Annotated in this window: 16 protein-coding genes; 10 read left to right on the forward strand and 6 right to left on the reverse strand. The window is 54.7% G+C overall.

Annotated features, from left to right (window positions below; translation table 11 throughout):
• Positions 1-35: 35 nt before the first annotated feature.
• Entirely contained in the window at positions 36-1,145 is a 1,110-nt protein-coding gene (locus O1722_RS15030) for a YcbX family protein (protein WP_017384813.1), read from the forward strand.
• Here the strand turns inward: O1722_RS15030 and zapC are convergent.
• A complete protein-coding gene (gene zapC, locus O1722_RS15035) occupies positions 1,142-1,684 on the reverse strand; it encodes a cell division protein ZapC (RefSeq protein ID WP_015570906.1) in 543 nt (180 codons plus the stop codon). The genes O1722_RS15030 and zapC overlap by 4 nt on opposite strands.
• Before the next feature lie 166 nt (positions 1,685-1,850).
• Complete coding sequence (gene pyrD, locus O1722_RS15040) at positions 1,851-2,861, reverse strand: quinone-dependent dihydroorotate dehydrogenase (RefSeq protein ID WP_015570907.1); 1,011 nt, start codon at positions 2,859-2,861, stop codon at positions 1,851-1,853.
• 248 nt (positions 2,862-3,109) lie between these two features.
• On the opposite strand from pyrD, the gene ssuE reads away from it, so the two are divergent.
• From ssuE to ssuB, 5 genes are read left to right on the forward strand one after another with little or no spacing between them, the layout of a single operon-like run.
• The gene (ssuE, locus tag O1722_RS15045) at positions 3,110-3,685 is read left to right on the forward strand and encodes an NADPH-dependent FMN reductase (protein WP_032671211.1); all 576 of its coding nucleotides are present in this window, start codon (positions 3,110-3,112) and stop codon (positions 3,683-3,685) included.
• Positions 3,678-4,640 (forward strand): sulfonate ABC transporter substrate-binding protein, encoded by a 963-nt coding sequence (locus O1722_RS15050; RefSeq protein ID WP_033487277.1) that lies wholly within the window; start codon positions 3,678-3,680, stop codon positions 4,638-4,640. Before ssuE ends, O1722_RS15050 begins: the two co-directional genes overlap by 8 nt.
• Entirely contained in the window at positions 4,637-5,782 is a 1,146-nt protein-coding gene (ssuD, locus tag O1722_RS15055) for an FMNH2-dependent alkanesulfonate monooxygenase (RefSeq protein ID WP_017384817.1), read from the forward strand. Before O1722_RS15050 ends, ssuD begins: the two co-directional genes overlap by 4 nt.
• 9 nt (positions 5,783-5,791) lie before the next feature.
• Positions 5,792-6,583 carry an aliphatic sulfonate ABC transporter permease SsuC gene (ssuC, locus tag O1722_RS15060; protein WP_003858185.1) on the forward strand — a complete coding sequence of 264 codons (792 nt, stop codon included), beginning with the start codon at positions 5,792-5,794 and terminating at the stop codon, positions 6,581-6,583.
• Entirely contained in the window at positions 6,580-7,350 is a 771-nt protein-coding gene (gene ssuB, locus O1722_RS15065; protein ID WP_015570909.1) for an aliphatic sulfonates ABC transporter ATP-binding protein, read from the forward strand. The genes ssuC and ssuB overlap by 4 nt, the downstream gene beginning before the upstream one ends.
• Before the next feature lie 100 nt (positions 7,351-7,450).
• Here ssuB and pepN read toward each other — a convergent pair whose 3' ends face one another.
• A complete protein-coding gene (gene pepN, locus O1722_RS15070) occupies positions 7,451-10,063 on the reverse strand; it encodes an aminopeptidase N (protein WP_032671214.1) in 2,613 nt (870 codons plus the stop codon).
• 254 nt (positions 10,064-10,317) lie between these two features.
• Between pepN and pncB the strand changes: the two genes are divergently transcribed.
• The 4 genes from pncB to O1722_RS15090 all read left to right on the forward strand — a co-directional run bounded on the left by pncB (position 10,318) and on the right by O1722_RS15090 (position 16,129).
• On the forward strand, positions 10,318-11,520 hold the full coding sequence (pncB, locus tag O1722_RS15075; RefSeq protein WP_033487278.1) for a nicotinate phosphoribosyltransferase: 1,203 nt from the start codon (positions 10,318-10,320) through the stop codon (positions 11,518-11,520).
• 168 nt (positions 11,521-11,688) lie between these two features.
• The gene (gene asnS, locus O1722_RS15080; RefSeq protein ID WP_015570955.1) at positions 11,689-13,089 is read left to right on the forward strand and encodes an asparagine--tRNA ligase; all 1,401 of its coding nucleotides are present in this window, start codon (positions 11,689-11,691) and stop codon (positions 13,087-13,089) included.
• A 606-nt stretch (positions 13,090-13,695) separates the two neighbouring features.
• Positions 13,696-14,754, forward strand: coding sequence for a porin OmpF (gene ompF, locus O1722_RS15085; RefSeq protein WP_017384819.1), 1,059 nt, complete (start codon positions 13,696-13,698; stop codon positions 14,752-14,754).
• Positions 14,755-14,938: 184 nt separating this feature from the next.
• The gene (locus O1722_RS15090; protein WP_017384820.1) at positions 14,939-16,129 is read left to right on the forward strand and encodes an amino acid aminotransferase; all 1,191 of its coding nucleotides are present in this window, start codon (positions 14,939-14,941) and stop codon (positions 16,127-16,129) included.
• Between the two features lie 53 nt (positions 16,130-16,182).
• On the opposite strand, the gene O1722_RS15095 is transcribed toward O1722_RS15090, so the two are convergent.
• From O1722_RS15095 to ldtD, 3 genes are all read right to left on the reverse strand, one after another.
• The gene (locus O1722_RS15095; RefSeq protein ID WP_032619969.1) at positions 16,183-16,830 is read right to left on the reverse strand and encodes an MBL fold metallo-hydrolase; all 648 of its coding nucleotides are present in this window, start codon (positions 16,828-16,830) and stop codon (positions 16,183-16,185) included.
• A 20-nt stretch (positions 16,831-16,850) separates the two neighbouring features.
• Positions 16,851-17,402, reverse strand: a complete 552-nt coding sequence (gene mepK / locus O1722_RS15100) for a peptidoglycan L,D-endopeptidase MepK (protein WP_003858202.1) — start codon at positions 17,400-17,402, stop codon at positions 16,851-16,853.
• Between the two features lie 175 nt (positions 17,403-17,577).
• A complete protein-coding gene (ldtD, locus tag O1722_RS15105) occupies positions 17,578-19,401 on the reverse strand; it encodes a L,D-transpeptidase (RefSeq protein WP_032647901.1) in 1,824 nt (607 codons plus the stop codon).
• Positions 19,402-19,425 lie beyond the last annotated feature (24 nt).

The raw sequence follows: 19,425 nt of genomic DNA on the forward strand, positions 1-19,425 counted from the left end.
AGTTGAAGGCTTATTTTCTTTAGCGGGAGTGTGCAGTGGCGACGTTATCCAGGCTTTTTATTCATCCGGTGAAATCCATGCGCGGCATCGGCGTCTCTCACGCGCTGGCCGATATGAGCGGATTCGCCTTCGATCGTATTTTTATGGTCACCGAGCCTGACGGTACGTTTATCACCGCACGTCAGTTCCCGCAGATGGTTCGCTTTACCCCTTCCCCGCTTCATGACGGGCTGCATTTGACTGCGCCGGACGGTTCAAGCGTCGTGATCCGCTTTGCTGATTTTGCGCCGCTTGATGCGCCAACGGAAGTGTGGGGCAATCATTTTACCGCGCGTATCGCGCCGGATAACATTAACCAGTGGCTGAGCGGCTTTTTCTCCCGTGACGTTCAGCTGCGCTGGGTTGGGCCTGCGCTGACCCGTCGCGTGAAGCGCCACGATGCGGTTCCTCTCTCCTTCGCGGATGGTTTTCCCTTCCTGCTGACCAGCGAGGCCTCGCTGCGTGATTTACAAAATCGTTGCAAAGCCAGCGTGCAGATGGAGCAGTTTCGCCCGAATCTGGTGGTGACCGGAGCGAATGCCTGGGATGAAGATACCTGGAAAGTGATCCGCATCGGCAGCGTTATTTTTGATGTCGTGAAGCCGTGCAGCCGCTGTATTTTTACCACCGTCAGCCCGGAGAAAGGTCAGAAACACCCTTCCGGCGAACCGCTGAAAACCTTGCAGTCATTTCGTACCGCGCAGGATAACGGCGATGTCGACTTCGGCCAGAACCTGATCCCCCGCTCCAGCGGCGTGATCCGCGTGGGCGACGAGGTCGAAATTCTCACCCGCGGGCCTGCCAGGGTGTACGGCGCAGGTCAGGAAGAAGAGATGGTTGACGTTGTCACCAACGTCGCTTCCGCGGTGGATATTCACTGGGAAGGCAAGGTTATCCGTGGTAACAATCAGCAGGTGCTACTGGAACAGCTGGAGCAGGCAGGTATCCGCGTACCGTATTCCTGTCGCGCGGGGATTTGCGGATGCTGTCGCATTAAACTGGTCGATGGTGAAGTAAGTGCCCTGAAGAAATCTGCGATTGGCAGTGACGGCACGATCCTGTGCTGTAGCTGTGTCCCGAAAACATCCGTACAGCTGGAAGCTTAAACTGCCTGTTCAAGGCTGAAGGAATCAACGCGCAGCTGTGGCTTCAGCCTGTCATTCATCACTTTGATGGCATCACCTAACTGCATAACTCGCCCGGCAATGGTCACGCCGGGTTGGGCCAGCAAACAGAGCGCAGCGTTTTCACCGGGTTCAACCACCAGCAAATTCACCTCTTCTTCGGTATCGCTCAGATTGACGCTCGCCGCATCGCCGATAGCCGGGGTCCAGCACATGCCGTGGGCGAGAAAATGCCAGCTTTTCGGCATTTGCGGTTTCAGGAAACGGATCGCCACCAGCGCATTTAGTACCAGTTCAGCGCGCTGTTCTTTGGAGAGATCGAACTCGCGGCATTTTTCTTCAAAAGAGAAATAGAGTGCAGCGTCGTCAACGCAAAAGCCTGAGGGAGCAAACGCGTCTGGCGTTAACATTCGGCGCGCAAAACGAGAGCGAAACAACATGCCATTGGCTAAGTCGAGCATCATACGGTCATGCTCGTCACAAAAATACCAGCGCCAGTTATCGTCAGGTTTAATTCGCATGTTTCTCTCCCGTCCCCTAAACGTCCTGTACTAAAAATGTCCTGTTTGCCGCTTCGCTTATAACACTAGTAATAAAAGACTATAATGTTTAAATAAGCAACAATGACGGAATATAAAACAACCAGGGCTGGAAATAAAGCCCTGGTTGTCTGATTAAGAGAAAAGATTAGATATGCGTGACGATTTCTTTAATCAGCGGCGGCCCTTTAAAAATAAAGCCGGAATAAATTTGCACCAGCGATGCACCTGCCGCCATCTTCTCACGTGCAGCGATGACAGAGTCAATGCCACCCACGCCAATAATCGGCAGCTGACCTTTTAATTCTGCGGAGAGTGCGCGAATAATTTCGGTGCTTTTTAATTGTACCGGACGGCCACTTAATCCACCCGCTTCGTCACAGTTTTTCATTCCCTGAACGAGAGAGCGATCGAGTGTTGTATTGGTTGCAATCACACCATCAATATTATGGCGAACTAAACTGTCGGCAACCTGGATCAATTCTTCTGCCGAAAGATCCGGGGCGATCTTAACCGCGACCGGAACATATTTATGGTGGATCGCCTGTAGCGCCGTTTGTTTATTTTTAATGGCGCTAAGAAGATCGTCGAGCGCTTCGCCATATTGTAATGAACGCAGCCCTGGGGTGTTAGGCGAAGATATATTCACCGCAATATAACCGGCATAGGCATAGACTTTTTCCATACAAATCAGATAGTCATCTTTACCCTGCTCGACCGGCGTGTCTTTATTTTTGCCAATATTAATACCCAGCACGCCATCAAAATGGGCTTTCTTAACGTTCTCAACCAGATGATCGACGCCAAGGTTATTAAAGCCCATGCGGTTGATCAGCCCCTCGGCTTCAACCAGGCGAAACAGACGTGGCTTGTCATTTCCCGGCTGCGGACGCGGCGTCACCGTCCCGATTTCGATCGAGCCAAAGCCCATCGCACCGAGTGCATCAATGCATTCGCCATTTTTGTCCAGACCGGCCGCCAGGCCCAGTGGATTTTTGAAAGTCAGGCCCATGCACTGAACTGGTTTTTCCGGCACGTTTTGACGCACCAGCGCGGCCAGAGGCGTTCCTGTAATACGGCGTAACTGCTGAAATGTAAATTCATGAGCGCGCTCAGGATCGAGCTGGAAAAGGGCTTTACGAACGAAGGGGTAGTACATGAACTCTCCTGGATTCCCGGTGTGCAAACCGGGAGGGGATTATGTGCGATTCCGCCCGGAAAGGGAATTGACCTGTGGCAAAAAAAGCCACGTAAAACGCAATCGTTTACTTATCGGTTCGCTTCTTATGCATTTTTCTGCATTCATCCTGAGGATAAATCATTTAGTGGAATAACCACGCAATGTCACACTCCTGAAATTGTTATGAATGTTAGATAAAAGCAAACAATTAGTTATAAGGAGCAACCATGCGCGTCATTACCCTGGCCGGAAGCCCCCGCTTCCCCTCTCGCTCCAGCGCACTGCTGGAATACGCTCGCGAAAAGCTTAATGCTCTGGATGTCGAAGTGTGTCACTGGAATTTGCACAATTTCGCGCCTGAAGATCTGCTCTACGCCCGTTTCGACAGCCCGGCGCTGAAAACCCTGATCGAACAACTTAAGAGTGCTGACGGGCTGGTCGTCGCGACACCGATTTATAAAGCCTCTTTTTCCGGCGCACTGAAAACGCTGCTCGATCTGCTGCCCGAACGCGCGCTGGACGGTAAGGTCGTCCTGCCGCTGGCCACAGGCGGTACGGTAGCCCATTTACTGGCGGTGGATTATGCCCTCAAGCCGGTTCTGAACGCGCTGAAAGCGCAGGAGATCCTGCATGGCGTCTTCGCTGACGACTCACAGATAATCGACTACCAGCATAAACCCCATTTCACGCCGAATCTGCAAACCCGCCTCGACAGTGCGCTCGAAACCTTCTGGCACGCCCTGAACCGTCGGGATCGCCACGCGGCAGCATTTCATCAATCACAAGGAGTGGCGCATGTTTAAAACAGTTACCCGTATCGGGCTGGCAGGTCTGCTGGCAGTGGCGTCGCTGGCTCAGGCGGCGGAGAAAGCGCCGGAGAGCCTGCGTATCGGTTATCAGAAAGGCAGCGTCAGCATGGTGCTGGCGAAAAGCCATGCGTTGCTTGAGAAGCGTTTCCCGGAGACCAAATTCTCATGGGTCGAGTTCCCTGCCGGACCACAGATGCTGGAGGCGCTGAACGTCGGGAGTATTGATTTAGGCAGCACCGGCGATATCCCGCCAATCTTTGCGCAGGCTGCCGGGGCGGATCTGGTTTACGTTGGCGTTGAGCCCGCCAAGCCGAAGGCAGAGGTTATTTTGGTGCCGGAAAACAGTGAGATCAAAAGCGTCGCCGACCTCAAAGGCCGTAAGGTTGCTTTCCAGAAAGGTTCCAGCTCGCACAACCTGCTGCTGCGCGCGTTGCAGGAGGCCGGCCTTAAATTCACCGATATCCAGCCCGTTTACCTGACGCCTGCCGATGCGCGCGCGGCGTTTCAGCAAAAAAATGTTGATGCCTGGGCTATCTGGGATCCGTACTACTCCGCCGCACTGTTGCAGGGCGGTGTGCGGGTGCTGAAAGACGGCACCACCCTGAAGCAGACCGGTTCGTTCTACCTGGCGGCACGTCCTTACGCTGAGAAAAATGGCGCATTTATTCAGCAGGTGCTGGATACCTTCTCTCAGGCCGATGCGCTGACCCAAAGCCAGCGTCAGCAGAGCATCACGCTGCTGGCAAAAACCATGGGCCTGCCTGAACCGGTGATCGCCACCTATCTTGACCACCGTCCTCCCACCACCATAGCACCGATTGACGCCCACGTTGCCGCTCTCCAGCAGCAAACGGCAGACCTCTTTTATCAAAACCGCCTGGTTCCAAAGCAGGTGAATATTCGCGAACGCATCTGGCAACCCGCTGGCATTGAAGGAAAAAAATCATGAGTCTGAATCTTTTCTGGTTTTTACCCACCCACGGTGATGGACACTATCTTGGCACAGAAGAAGGCGCCCGCCCGGTCGATCACGGCTATCTACAGCAGATCGCCCAGGCGGCAGACCGCATCGGTTTTACCGGGGTACTGATCCCGACGGGCCGCTCGTGTGAGGATGCGTGGCTGGTTGCCGCGTCAATGATCCCCGTCACCCAGCGTCTGAAATTCCTGGTAGCCTTGCGCCCGAGCGTGGTGTCGCCCACCGTCGCGGCGCGTCAGGCGGCAACGCTGGACAGGCTTTCCAACGGCCGTGCGCTGTTCAACCTGGTGACGGGCAGCGATCCGCAGGAGCTGGCGGGCGATGGCGTCTTTCTCGATCATACCGAGCGCTATGAAGCCTCCGCAGAGTTCACCCGCGTCTGGCGACGTCTGCTGGAAGGGGAAACTGTCACCTTCGAAGGGAAACATATCCACGTTCGCGATGCGCAGCTCTACTTCCCGCCGGTACAGCAGCCGCGCCCTCCTCTCTATTTCGGCGGATCGTCGGACGTGGCGCAGGAACTGGCGGCTGAGCAGGTCGATCTCTATCTGACCTGGGGCGAGCCACCGGAGCTGGTGAAAGAGAAAATTGCTCAGGTACGCGCTAAAGCCGCAGAACATGGCCGTACGGTACGCTTCGGCATTCGCCTGCACGTGATCGTCCGCGAAACCAACGACGAGGCCTGGCAAGCCGCCGACCGTCTGATCGCTCATCTGGACGACGACACTATCGCTAAAGCACAGGCAGCGTTTGCCAAAACCGACTCCGTGGGCCAGCATCGGATGGCCTCCCTGCACAACGGCAAGCGTGAAAACCTTGAGATCAGCCCGAACCTGTGGGCCGGGGTAGGTCTGGTGCGCGGCGGCGCCGGCACGGCACTGGTCGGCGACGGTCCAACCGTAGCGGCACGCATTAATGAATATGCGGCGCTGGGGATCGACAGCTTTATCCTGTCTGGCTACCCACATCTGGAGGAGGCGTACAAGGTGGGTGAACTGCTGTTCCCGCACCTGGATGTCGCTATCCCGGAAATTCCGCAGCCACGTCAGCTTCAGTTGCAGGGCGAAGCCGTGGCGAACGCGTTTATCCCGAGAAAAGTCGCGCAAAGCTAAGGAGCCACCATGTCTGCAACCGCACAAAAATGGCTGCTGCGCGCCGCGCCGTGGTTTCTGCCCGTCGGCATTGTCCTCGTCTGGCAACTGGCGTCTTCAACTGGCTGGCTGTCGAGCCGCATTTTGCCCTCTCCGGAGGGCGTTGTGGAAGCGTTCTGGTCGCTAAGCGCCAGCGGTGAGCTGTGGCAACATCTTGCCATCAGCTCCTGGCGCGCGGTAATTGGCTTTTCGATTGGCGGAAGCATCGGCCTGACGCTGGGGCTGATCAGCGGCCTGTCACGCTGGGGTGAGCGGCTACTGGATACCTCCGTTCAGATGCTGCGCAACGTGCCGCATCTGGCGCTTATTCCGCTGGTTATTCTGTGGTTTGGCATTGATGAGAGCGCCAAAATTTTCCTCGTGGCGCTGGGAACGTTATTCCCGATTTATATCAATACCTGGCATGGGATCCGTAATATCGATCGCGGTCTGGTGGAGATGGCCCGCAGCTATGGCCTGTCAGGTTTTGCCCTGTTTACCCATGTGATCCTGCCGGGCGCCCTGCCCTCCATTATGGTTGGGGTGCGTTTTGCGCTCGGCCTGATGTGGCTAACCCTGATCGTGGCGGAAACCATTTCGGCTAACTCCGGCATTGGTTATCTGGCGATGAACGCCCGCGAGTTCCTGCAAACGGACGTGGTGGTGGTTGCCATTATCCTTTATGCCCTGCTCGGCAAACTTGCGGACGTCAGCGCCCAGTGGCTGGAACGTAGCTGGCTGCGCTGGAACCCGGCCTACACCGCTCAGGAGGCGAAAGCATGAATACTGCACGACTGAACCAGGGAACACCGTTACTGCTGAACGGCGTGACCAAACGCTACGGCGACAACACCATTCTGAATGCACTGGATCTGCATATTCCTGCCGGACAGTTCGTGGCCGTTGTCGGCCGCAGCGGTGGCGGCAAGAGTACCCTGCTGCGTCTTTTAGCCGGGCTGGAAGCGCCAAACAGCGGTGACATTCTGGCAGGCACTACGCCTCTGGCCACGATTCAGGATGATACGCGCATGATGTTTCAGGACGCGCGTCTGCTGCCGTGGAAAACGGTGATGGATAACGTCGGGCTGGGCCTGAAGGGCAGCTGGCGGGAGGACGCCCGGCAGGCACTCGCTGCGGTAGGGCTGGAGAATCGCGCGGGAGAGTGGCCTGCGGCCCTGTCGGGTGGACAAAAGCAGCGCGTAGCGCTGGCACGCGCGCTGATTCACCGTCCCGGCCTGTTGCTGCTTGATGAACCGCTCGGCGCGCTTGATGCGCTGACGCGGATCGAGATGCAGGATCTGATTGAAACCCTCTGGCAGACGCACGGCTTTACGGTACTGCTGGTGACGCATGATGTCAGTGAAGCCGTGGCAATGGCAGACAGGGTGCTGTTAATAGAAGAGGGCAAAATTGGTCTGGATCTGACGGTAGATATTCCACGTCCTCGCCGCGTGGGATCGGCCAGACTGGCGGAGCTGGAAGCCGAAGTACTGGATCGGGTGATGAAACGTGGGGAAGCGGAGATTCAGCGGATAAAGGCTAATGCCTGATGCCCTCACCCCGGCCCTCTCCCACAGGGAGAGGGAGAAAACCGATGCCCCGCGACCCCACGTAGGCCCGGTAAGCGTAGCGCCACCGGGCTTTTTTACATCAGGCCAGCGCCTTAGCAATCTTCTCGTACAGATCGCCAGACAGATTTTCCAGCCCTTTCAGCTGCTCAAGCGCGGCGCGCATTTTCGCCTGACGCTGCGCATCGTAACGTTTCAGGCGGATCAGCGGCTCAATCAGACGAGACGCCACCTGCGGGTTACGGCTGTTCAGCTCGGTCAGCATTTCAACCATGAACTGATAACCGCTGCCGTCTTCGGCATGGAACGCGGCCGGGTTGCTGCTGGCGAAGGCACCAATCAGAGAGCGGACGCGGTTCGGGTTGCTCATGGTGAACGAACGGTGCTTCAGCAGGCTGCGTACTTTGCTGAGTACATCGGCTGCCGGGCTGGTGGCCTGAAGGATGAACCACTTGTCCATCACCAGACCATCCTGATGCCACTTGTCGTCGTACTCCTGCATCAGCGCATCGCGGCACGGTAGCTCGGCGGCAACGCTTGCGGCCAGCGCGGCCAGGGCATCCGTCATGTTATCGGCTTCGTGGTACTGCTTGCTGACCAGCGTGTTCGCCAGCTCTGCCTCACCAAACGCCAGATAGCGCAGGCAGGTATTGCGCAGGGAACGTTTACCGATATCCGCATGTTCCACCCGATACCCGTCCAGCTTGTTGGCGTTGTAAATGGCGAGGAACTCATCTGCCAGTTCGGTCGCCAGCGTGCGGGTCAGCGCTTCACGCACGGCGACGATGGCAATCGGGTCGATGATGTCAAACAGCTCGGCGATTTCAGTCGCAGAAGGCAGCGTTAAAATTTCAGCCGCCAGCGCCGGGTCAATGTTCTCATCCAGCAGGATGGCACGGAACGCGTCTGCCACATGAACCGGCAGCGTCAGCGGCTGGCCCTGCTGGTAACGGTTGACGTTCAGCTTGATGTAGGTCGCCAGCAGGCTTTGTGCCGCATCCCAGCGCGAGAAATCGTTGCGCGCGTGACGCATCAGGAACGTAAGCTGCTGATCGCTCCACTTGTATTCGAGTTTCACCGGCGCGGAGAATTCGCACAGCAGGGCGGGAACGGGCTGGAAATAGACGTTATCGAAGATAAAGGTCTGCTCTGCCTGGGTCACGTTCAGCACGTTATGCACCGGGTGGCCGCCCTTCTGTAACGGGATCACGTTGCCTTCGTTGTCGTACAGCTCAACGCTGAACGGAATGTGCAGCGGATGTTTCTCTTCCTGCTCGGCAGTTGGCGGCGTGCGCTGGCTGATGGTCAGCGTGTACTGCTCGGTTTCCGGGTTGTAGTCGTCTTTGACCGTCACAATCGGCGTACCGGCCTGGCTGTACCAGCGGCGGAAATGAGACAGATCGACGTTAGAGGCGTCTTCCATCGCCTGAACAAAATCGTCGCAGGTGGCCGCACTGCCGTCGTGACGCTCAAAGTAAAGCTGCATCCCTTTCTGGAAATTCTCTTCACCCAGCAGGGTGTGGATCATACGGATAATTTCAGCGCCTTTTTCATACACCGTCAGGGTGTAGAAGTTATTCATCTCAATGACTTTATCCGGGCGGATCGGGTGCGCCATTGGGCTGGCATCTTCTGCAAATTGCAGACCACGCATGGTGCGCACGTTGTTGATGCGGTTTACCGCCCGCGATCCCAGATCGGAGCTGAACTCCTGATCGCGGAAGACGGTTAAGCCCTCTTTCAGGCTCAGCTGGAACCAGTCGCGGCAGGTGACGCGGTTCCCGGTCCAGTTATGGAAATATTCGTGGCCGATAACGCGTTCGATATCGAGGTAATCTTTATCCGTGGCGGTATCGGTACGCGCCAGCACGTATTTAGAGTTAAAGATGTTAAGACCTTTATTCTCCATCGCGCCCATGTTGAAGAAATCGACCGCAACGATCATATAGATGTCGAGGTCATATTCGAGGCCAAAGCGCGTTTCATCCCACTTCATGGAGTTGATGAGGGAGGTCATTGCCCACGGTGCGCGGTCAAGGTTGCCACGGTCCACGAACAGCTCCAGCGCGACTTCACGGCCAGAGCGCGTTTTAAAGGTGTCGCGCAGGACATCGAAATCTCCCGCCACCAGCGCAAACAGATAGCAGGGTTTCGGGAACGGATCCTGCCACTGTACCCAGTGACGGCCATTCTCCAGTTCCCCTTCACCAATCCGGTTGCCGTTGGAAAGCAGGTACGGGTACAGCGTTTTGTCGGCAATAATTTTGGTGGTAAAGCGCGCCAGGACGTCCGGGCGATCCAGATACCAGGTAATGTGGCGGAAACCTTCGGCTTCACACTGGGTACACAGGGCTACGCCTGACTGGTAAAGTCCTTCCAGCGCGGTATTGGCGGCAGGGCTAATTTCATTCACGATGCGCAGGGTAAAGCGTTCCGGCAGGTTGTCGATGACCAGCTGGTTGCCTTCTTCTTTATAGTCTGACCAGGCTTCATCGTTAATATGCAGGGAAACCAGCGTCAGGTCTTCACCATCCAGACGCAGCGGCACGGCTGTCGCGCTCTGGCGCGTCACCTGGCTTACCGCCGTCACCACGGTTTTTGTGGCATCCAGGTCGAAAGTCAGATCGATATCGCTTATCAGGTATTCCGGCGCACGATAGTCGTGGCGGTATTTAGCTTGTGGCTGTTGTGTCATAGAAAACCTTATGCATCGTTTGTCGAGTAACGATTCAATATATTCCTGTTGTGTAAAACGCGCTATGCAGAATGTTCATCTTTTCAGGCACAACGCCCTTTTTAGCTACATTTTTATAACACGGGGCACGAAATGCTCTCGACCATAAAGTGTGCTTATGTTGTGATCGGGGTTCAATAAATCACTAAACAGGGTATACTCCGGAGTTGTTTATTGTACTAAACGCTCCCGTGAGAGGATGCTACAGCGCACCTATGACTCAATTCGCTTCTCCGGTTCTGCATACGTTGCTGGATACCGACGCGTACAAGCTGCATATGCAGCAAGCCGTGTTTCACCACTATCATGATGTCCATGTTGCGGCGGAATTTCGCTGCCGGGGTGACGACTTGCTGGGTATCTACGCAGATTCCATTCGTGAACAGGTCGAGGCCATGCAGCATCTGGCGCTCACCGATGACGAATATCAGTGGCTTTCAGGCCTGCCTTTCTTTAAAGCGGATTATCTGAACTGGCTGCGTGAGTTCCGCTATAACCCGGAACAGGTCACCGTCACCAATGATAACGGCAAGCTGGACATTCGTCTGACCGGCCCGTGGCGCGAGGTGATCATGTGGGAAGTGCCGCTTCTGGCCGTGATCAGCGAGCTGGCCCACCGCTATCGCTCCCCTGAAACCGGTGTGACGCAGGCGGTTGCCGCTCTGGAGAATAAACTCGTTGAGTTTTCCAGACTGACCGAAGGGCTGGATATGTCCCGATTCCGTCTGATGGACTTTGGCACGCGCCGCCGCTTCTCTCGCGAGGTTCAGGAAGCCATTGTCAGACGTCTGCAACAGGAGCCGTGGTTCGTTGGCACCAGTAACTACGATCTGGCACGTCGCCTTGATTTAACGCCGATGGGCACCCAGGCGCACGAATGGTTCCAGGCGCACCAGCAGATCAGCCCTGACCTTGCCAACAGCCAGCGCGCCGCCCTCGCCGCGTGGCTAGAGGAATACCCGGATCGGCTGGGTATTGCCCTTACCGACTGCATTACCATGGACGCGTTCCTGCGCGACTTTGGCCCTGAGTTTGCCAAACGCTACCAGGGTTTGCGCCATGATTCCGGGGACCCGGTTGAATGGGGTGAGAAAGCCATCGCCCATTACGAAAAACTGGGCATCGACCCCATGAGTAAGGTGCTGGTCTTCTCCGATAACCTTGACCTGGCGAAAGCCGTCGACCTTTATCGCCATTTCTCATCGCGGGTGAACCTGAGTTTCGGGATTGGTACGCGGTTAACCTGTGATATTCCTCAGGTGAAACCGCTGAACATCGTGATAAAACTGGTGGAATGTAACGGTAAGCCGGTCGCGAAGCTCTCCGACAGTCCGGGCAAAACCATCTGCCATGACAAAGCGTTTGTCCGCGCATTACGTAAAGCCTTCGATTTGCCTCAGGTTAAAAAAGCCAGTTAACGGCTTCGGGGGAGCCTTCATGGCTCCCCTTCTCTTATTAATTTCTTATTTCTTCTCTTAAGAAGGTGAAATTTACTTGTCTGATAGCGGATGGCAGGTAACATAGATATCCCCCCTATAAGGGCGGACAAGTGTTTATTTTTTCCGACTATTAACAGAGAGAATATTATGAGCGTTGTGCCTGTAGCCGACGTACTCCAGGGCCGTGTCGCCGTTGACCAGGAGGTCACCGTGCGCGGATGGGTGCGTACTCGCCGAGATTCTAAAGCTGGCATCTCCTTCCTCGCCGTCTATGACGGTTCCTGCTTTGATCCTGTACAGGCCGTCATTAATAATTCTCTGCCCAATTACAATGATGACGTTCTGCACCTGACAACCGGCTGTTCCGTGATCGTCACCGGTGTTGTGGTGGCCTCTCCGGGCCAGGGTCAGAGCTACGAAATTCAGGCGACCTCGGTGGAAGTGACCGGCTGGGTTGAAGATCCTGACACCTACCCGATGGCTGCAAAGCGTCACAGCATCGAATATCTGCGTGAAGTCGCGCACCTGCGTCCGCGCACCAACCTGATTGGTGCGGTTGCCCGCGTGCGTCATACGCTGGCGCAGGCGCTGCATCGCTTCTTTGACGAGCAGGGTTACTTCTGGGTTTCTACTCCGCTGATCACGGCTTCCGATACCGAAGGCGCAGGTGAAATGTTCCGCGTTTCAACGCTGGATATGGAAAACCTGCCGCGTACGCCGGAAGGTAAAGTCGATTACGACAAAGACTTCTTTGGTAAAGAAGCCTTCCTGACGGTTTCCGGCCAGCTCAACGGTGAAACCTACGCCTGTGCGCTGTCTAAGATCTATACCTTCGGCCCAACCTTCCGTGCGGAAAACTCCAACACCAGCCGTCACCTGGCGGAATTCTGGATGCTGGAGCCGGAAGTGGCCTTTGCCGATCTGAATGACGCGGCAGCCCTGGCAGAAGCGATGCTGAAATACGTGTTTAAAGCCGTTCTCGAAGAGCGCGCAGACGACATGAAATTCTTCGCTGAGCGTGTCGATAACGACGCCATCGCCCGTCTTGAGCGCTTCGTCTCCGCAGACTTCGCGCAGGTCGATTACACCGACGCGGTCGCAATCCTGGAAAAATGCGGTGAGAAATTCGAAAACCCGGTTTACTGGGGCGTGGATCTCTCCTCCGAGCACGAACGTTATCTGGCAGAGAAGCACTTTAAAGCACCGGTTGTGGTGAAAAACTATCCGAAAGACATTAAGGCGTTCTATATGCGCCTTAACGAAGACGGTAAAACCGTTGCCGCGATGGATGTCCTCGCGCCGGGCATCGGTGAGATCATCGGTGGCTCCCAGCGTGAAGAGCGCCTGGATGTGCTGGACGCGCGTATGCAGGAGATGGGCCTGAACCCGGCGGACTACAGCTGGTATCGCGATCTCCGTCGCTACGGCACCGTTCCACACTCCGGCTTTGGCCTGGGCTTCGAACGTCTGATTGCTTACGTAACAGGTGTTCAGAACGTACGTGATGTGATTCCATTCCCACGCACACCGCGTAACGCAAGTTTCTAACCGACCAAATCATTAATGGCCAGCAAATGCTGGCCATTATTTTATCCTGCAATGTCAGTTTTCGTCAGTCAGAAGTAAGCGTCTTTAAACCACAACCCCGCTATTACCTCTACCTGTTACGTTTTGTTTCCACGAAATATCCTGAGACAAAAAAATAACCCCATTCTTATTGCGCTTAAAACAATCCTTACGCATTAGCATAAAAAACAACCAATTTCACAGCCATCTGGATGGCTTTTATCGATCATAAGAAAAAATGAGCCGTTTAACTTCTGTTTATACGAAAGGCCTTTAGCTAAATTAAACATAAGGAAATCATATATATAAGAATAAAGCGGATGTTTAATTCGCCAGGTGGCACTGAAATTTGAGGTGCTTCACAAAGTTCCCAAAAATACATATTTAGTTACATATATTTTCTTTTGGTAACTGAATCTTGAAGATTGTAGCACTTTCAGTGTAGCGAAACGGTTCTATGAATGGAAAGATGCCTGTCAGACACATAAAGACACCTAACTCTCATCAATAGTTCCGGAAATATTTATTGACAGAATTTATTGGCGGCAGTGGCGAGTGTCATAAAAAAACCAATGAGGGTAATAAATAATGATGAAGCGCAATATCCTGGCAGTGGTAGTCCCTGCCCTGCTGGTAGCCGGTGCAGCAAACGCTGCTGAAATCTATAACAAAGACGGCAACAAATTAGATCTTTACGGGAAAGCAGTTGGCCTGCATTACTTCTCTGATTACGCGGGCAACGATGGCGACAACACTTACGCGCGTCTGGGCTTCAAAGGTGAAACTCAGATCAACGATCAGCTGACTGGCTACGGTCAGTGGGAATACAACTTCCAGGGTAACAACTCTGAAGGTGGCGATGCACAGAACGGCAACAAAACCCGTCTGGCATTCGCAGGTCTGAAATTTGGTGACGCAGGCTCCTTCGACTACGGTCGTAACTACGGTCTGGTCTATGACGCAATCGGCATCACCGATATGTTGCCTGAGTTCGGCGGCGACACCGGCGCGAGCGATAACTTCTTCGCAGGCCGTACGGGTGGTCTGGCGACTTACCGTAACAGCAACTTCTTCGGCCTGGTTGACGGTCTGAACTTTGGTGTTCAGTACCTGGGCAAAAATGAACGTGATGACGCAGTACGTTCCAACGGTGACGGCTGGGCAACCTCTCTGAGCTATGATTTCGACGGTTTCGGCATTGTGGGTGCTTATGGTGCAGCTGACCGTACCAACAACCAGCAGACGCTGGAATGGGGTAAAGGTGACAAAGCTGAACAGTGGGCAACCGGCCTGAAATATGACGCGAACAACATCTACCTGGCAGCTATTTATGGCGAAATGCGTAACGCAGCGCGTCTGGGCAGCCGTGGTTTCGCTAACAAGTCTCAGGACTTCTCTGTCGTCGCTCAGTACCAGTTCGACTTCGGTCTGCGTCCATCCATCGCTTACTACAAATCTAAAGCGAAAGACGTAGAAGGTATCGGTGACGAAGACTACATCAACTACATCGACGTTGGTGCGACATACTACTTCAACAAAAACATGTCTACCTATGTTGACTATCAGATCAACCAGCTGAAAGACGACAACAAGCTGGGCATCAACAACGACGATATCGTGGCTCTGGGTCTGGTTTACCAGTTCTAATCAGCACACCTCGTTGTTATATGCTTAATGAACAGGGCTTCGGCCCTGTTTTTTTATTCCTGAGAGAAAATAATAGCGACTTTTGAAAAGCCGCACGCTTTTCGTCGCAAACGGTTGGCATTTTGTAAATCTACCGTTAACCTGATAGCGGATTTCACTTCTGTAATCACAATGGAACTTCGTCATGTTTGAGAACATTACTGCCGCTCCTGCCGACCCAATTCTGGGCCTGGCCGATCTGTTTCGTGCCGACGACCGCCCTGGCAAAATCAACCTGGGTATTGGTGTATATAAAGATGAAACCGGCAAAACTCCGGTACTGACCAGCGTCAAAAAAGCTGAGCAGTATCTGCTGGAAAACGAAACCACCAAAAACTACCTCGGTATTGATGGTATCCCTGAATTTGGTCGCTGCACCCAGGAGCTGCTGTTCGGCAAAGGCAGCACCATTGTGAGCGAAAAACGCGCCCGCACGGCGCAGACCCCAGGCGGTACCGGCGCACTGCGCGTGGCGGCAGATTTCCTGGCGAAAAACACCTCTGTGAAGCGTGTGTGGGTAAGCAATCCAAGCTGGCCGAACCACAAGAGCGTTTTTAATTCTGCGGGTCTGGAAGTGCGTGAATACGCCTACTACGACGCGGCAAACCACGCGCTGGATTTCGACGGTCTGCTGGCCAGCCTGAGCGAAGCCCAGGCGGGCGATGTGGTGCTGTTCCACGGCTGCTGCCATAACCCAACCGGTATCGATCCTACGCTTGAGCAGTGGGAACAGCTGGCTAAGCTGTCCGTTGAAAAAGGCTGGCTGCCTCTGTTCGACTTCGCTTACCAGGGCTTTGCCCGTGGTCTGGAAGAAGATGCAGAAGGTCTGCGCGCATTCGCCGCCGTGCATCAGGAGCTGATTGTCGCAAGCTCCTATTCCAAGAACTTTGGTCTGTATAACGAGCGTGTCGGCGCCTGTACGCTGGTGGCTGCTGACGAAGCAACCGTCGATCGCGCATTCAGCCAGATGAAGTCCGTGATCCGCGCTAACTACTCTAACCCACCGGCACACGGTGCGTCTGTGGTCGCGACGATCCTGAGCAACGATGCGCTGCGCGCAATCTGGGAACAAGAGCTGAACGATATGCGTCAGCGCATTCAGCGCATGCGTCTGCTGTTTGTGAACACGCTGGCTGAGAAAGGCGCTGACCGTGACTTCAGCTTCATCATCAAGCAGAACGGCATGTTCTCCTTCAGCGGCCTGACCAAAGAGCAGGTGCTGCGCCTGCGTGAAGAGTTTGGCGTGTATGCCGTTGCCTCTGGCCGCGTGAACGTTGCAGGTATGACGCCTGACAACATGGCGCCGCTGTGCGAAGCCATTGTCGCGGTGCTGTAACCTGCACCCATAAAAAAAGCCTGCATCGCGCAGGCTTTTTTATTTTACCGGGTTTACCAGACAGGCATTTCATCCTGAAGGAACGGGTTATGCAACCGCTCATCGCCCAGCGTCGACATCGGTCCGTGTCCAGGGATAAACGTCACATCATCACCTAACGGCAATAACTTCTGCTTAATCGACTGAATCAGCTGACCGTGATCGCCGCGTGGGAAATCACTGCGTCCTACGCCCCCTTTGAAAATCACGTCACCGGAAATCAGCAGGCGCGACACGTCATCAAAGAAGACAATATGGCCGGGCGTATGCCCGGGGCAATGCAACACCTGTAAAGTTACATTCCCCACGTTAACGCGATCGCCTTCGTTCAGCCAGCGGTCCGGTGTCAGTGGCTGACACTCATCCAGACCAAACATACGGCTTTGGGCAGGTAGCCCCTGAAGCCAGAACTCATCTTCTTTTTCCGGGCCGATAATCGGCACACCGTAGTGTTCAGCCAGTTCTGCCGCTGCACCCACATGGTCGAGATGGCCATGGGTGAGTAAAATCTGCATCAGCGTTACACCGCTGGCAGCGACTTCCTGCTTGATTGTCCCGGCGTCTCCACCGGGATCGACAAGCGCGGCCAGTTTAGTTTGTTCACACCAGATCAATGAACAGTTCTGTGAGAACGCGGTAACCGGAATAATACGATAGTTCATACTGCTCCTGTGTTTCGTTATTACCAGTGCCGAACCGGCCCGGTATCAATATGCACAAAGTTGCTACGTGGGTAGTATCCTACACCACCTGCGCGCATAGATAACGCCGCTTTGCGAATATTGGCTAACGAAACGCCTTCAATATGGAAATCCATCGCCTGCCCTTTAGTGTGATAGCTTTTTTTCGCTACCCCACGGCTGTGGGCGCGCAGTTCATTGTTGGTATCCAGAGAGCGATAGCCAGAAATGAGTTGCACCGGCCTTTTGGTCCCCAGCAGTCCCTGCAAGCGGTAAAGCTGATCGAATAATCCAGGGTCGATGGCTTTGATTTTATTCGCGCGGAAATCACGGAAAAAATGGTTGAGTCTTGCTAATTCATCCTGAATATAGCCTCTGCCATCGAAAAATTCCGCTTTAAGCGTCTCACCAGTATGCAGATTGTTGAGCGTTAAAATACGCGGACGAGGTGTCGAGAGGGTGGCAAATGCTGGCGTCGGAAGGATGGCTGCTGCGCCCAGCGCAACGCCACCTAACGCCAGCAATTTGCGGCGATTAGCGTCAAATTTGTCCATGATAATCAGGTCTACAGGTAAAAGAAATTGTCAATATGCTTAGCGCACGAAGGGCACCATAACTGGCAAAGCCTGCTACGTCAAGGCGCCCAACCCCAGTGAATACGCGGCTTGCAGCCAGATCGCCTCATATTCACCATAACTTACGACAATCATTTTTACCGAACTACTTCATTTACCTGATTAATTGTTCCGCTTTTGGCAAAATTTGTGCGCCGGATCGCGCTGTCAGATCATAATTGTAAATATCTGTACGATACTGGGTGCGTCCGTCCGCGCCTACAAACGCCGTCAGATAGTAAAGATTGACCGGAATATTGTGGCGAATATTGACGTAACGCGTATCCCCCTGCTTCAGGGCATCTGATATCCGCGTATCGTTCCAGCCTGCATCCTGCAACAGCATATTCGCCAGCTCGGAGGCCTTGTTCACGCGGACACAGCCCGAGCTGAGCGCGCGTGCATCTTTCTGGAACAGATTATGGTTTGGGGTATCATGCAGGTAGATAGCGTCCGAACTTGGCATATTGAATTTGTAACGTCCCAGCGAGTTATGTGCGCCAGGTGCCTGCTGAAAACGAAACGGCAGGTTCGAAGGCGTAATCGTTGACCAGTCGACCATCCAGGGATCAATCGCTTCTTTGCTGTTCCAGCCACGCATCACCGTATAGTTATGTCGCTCCAGATAACCTGGGTCATTCCATACCTTAGGCAGGATATCTTTGCGCGCCAGCGTCGGCGGCACGTTCCACGGCGGGTTAACCACCACGTTATTCAGCGCGCTGCTCATCATTGGCGTTTTTCGGTCAGGTCGGCCGACAATCACGCGGGACGCCAGCACTTCGCTACCGTCCTGATAGTAGACCAGGGAGTACGCCGGAATGTTGACCATAATGCCGGTGGATAACGTGCCCGGCAGCAAGCGCAAGCGCTGGATATTCAACGCCAGCACTCCTGCCCGCTGGGCCGGAGAGACGTTCAGCCAGTCGCGAGTAGATGGACCAATCACGCCGTCAGCGCCAAGCCCCTGCGCGGCCTGGAACTGCTTCACTGCGGCGACCAGCTCGCGATCGTAAGCGGCGGGCTTATTGCTCAACGCAACGGCCGTTTTCTCTTTTACCGGCGCCGACGGGCTGACGACCGCATTTTGCGTCTCGTCACCGGGCAGAGCAATTTTAGGGCCGCTGTCAAGAATGCCGGAGCGTTTCATAATTTCGCGGATCGCAGGCACATCGCTGCTCCACTGCCCCGGACGCAGCGTTGTGGTGCCACGCAGCTGAGGCCACGGGCGGGAATCCGCAACCAGCTCAAGAAGCGACTGATGCATCGTGGCATATTGCGGATGGGCAGGCGCAAGGCTTGCGATAAAGCGCGGCAGTTCGCCGTTATCCAGCGACAGCTGCCACTGATTAATGACGGACAGCGCAGGCGTCGCCAGCTTGTACGGTTTACTGCTGTATAACCAGCGGTTGCCGTTCACCGAAATCCCCGCCACAAACTGTAAGTAGCCCATCATGGCATCAGACAGCACCACGTCACGCGCCTGTCCGGTAACGGCAGGGTCGGTCAGGAGCTCAACCCAGGTCGTGAACTGCGGCTGAAAGCCTGCAATCGCCACTTCAGCCAGCTGCTGCTGGAAGGCTCGTACCGCCTCGCGATTTTCCCACATCGGTTTCATATCGCGCGCAGCGTAAAGCAGCGTGAGCTGGTTAATATAAGCAGGAGTATAGCCCGAGGGCAGGCCGGTCATAAGCTGCTGGCGTAATGATTCAGTATCGATGCCTTCCGGCAGCGGTTTAATGCCGGCCATGATGGCCGTCGCCGGAGACTGATCCAGCGGTTGTGACAGCGACGTCGGCTGCGCGCCCATCGTCGCGGAGCTGTCAGTCGGTACAATTTCAGGCTCATCGGCCTGAGCGGTAAACAGTGGAGCAAACATCACTGTCAGGCACAAACTCAGCGCAGACAGCTGACGACCACGATTTTTCTTAAGCAACATCCCTTGCCCCCTGTTTTTCACGAC

This window comes from Enterobacter cloacae complex sp. HYC003_NIDB (assembly GCF_056673375.1).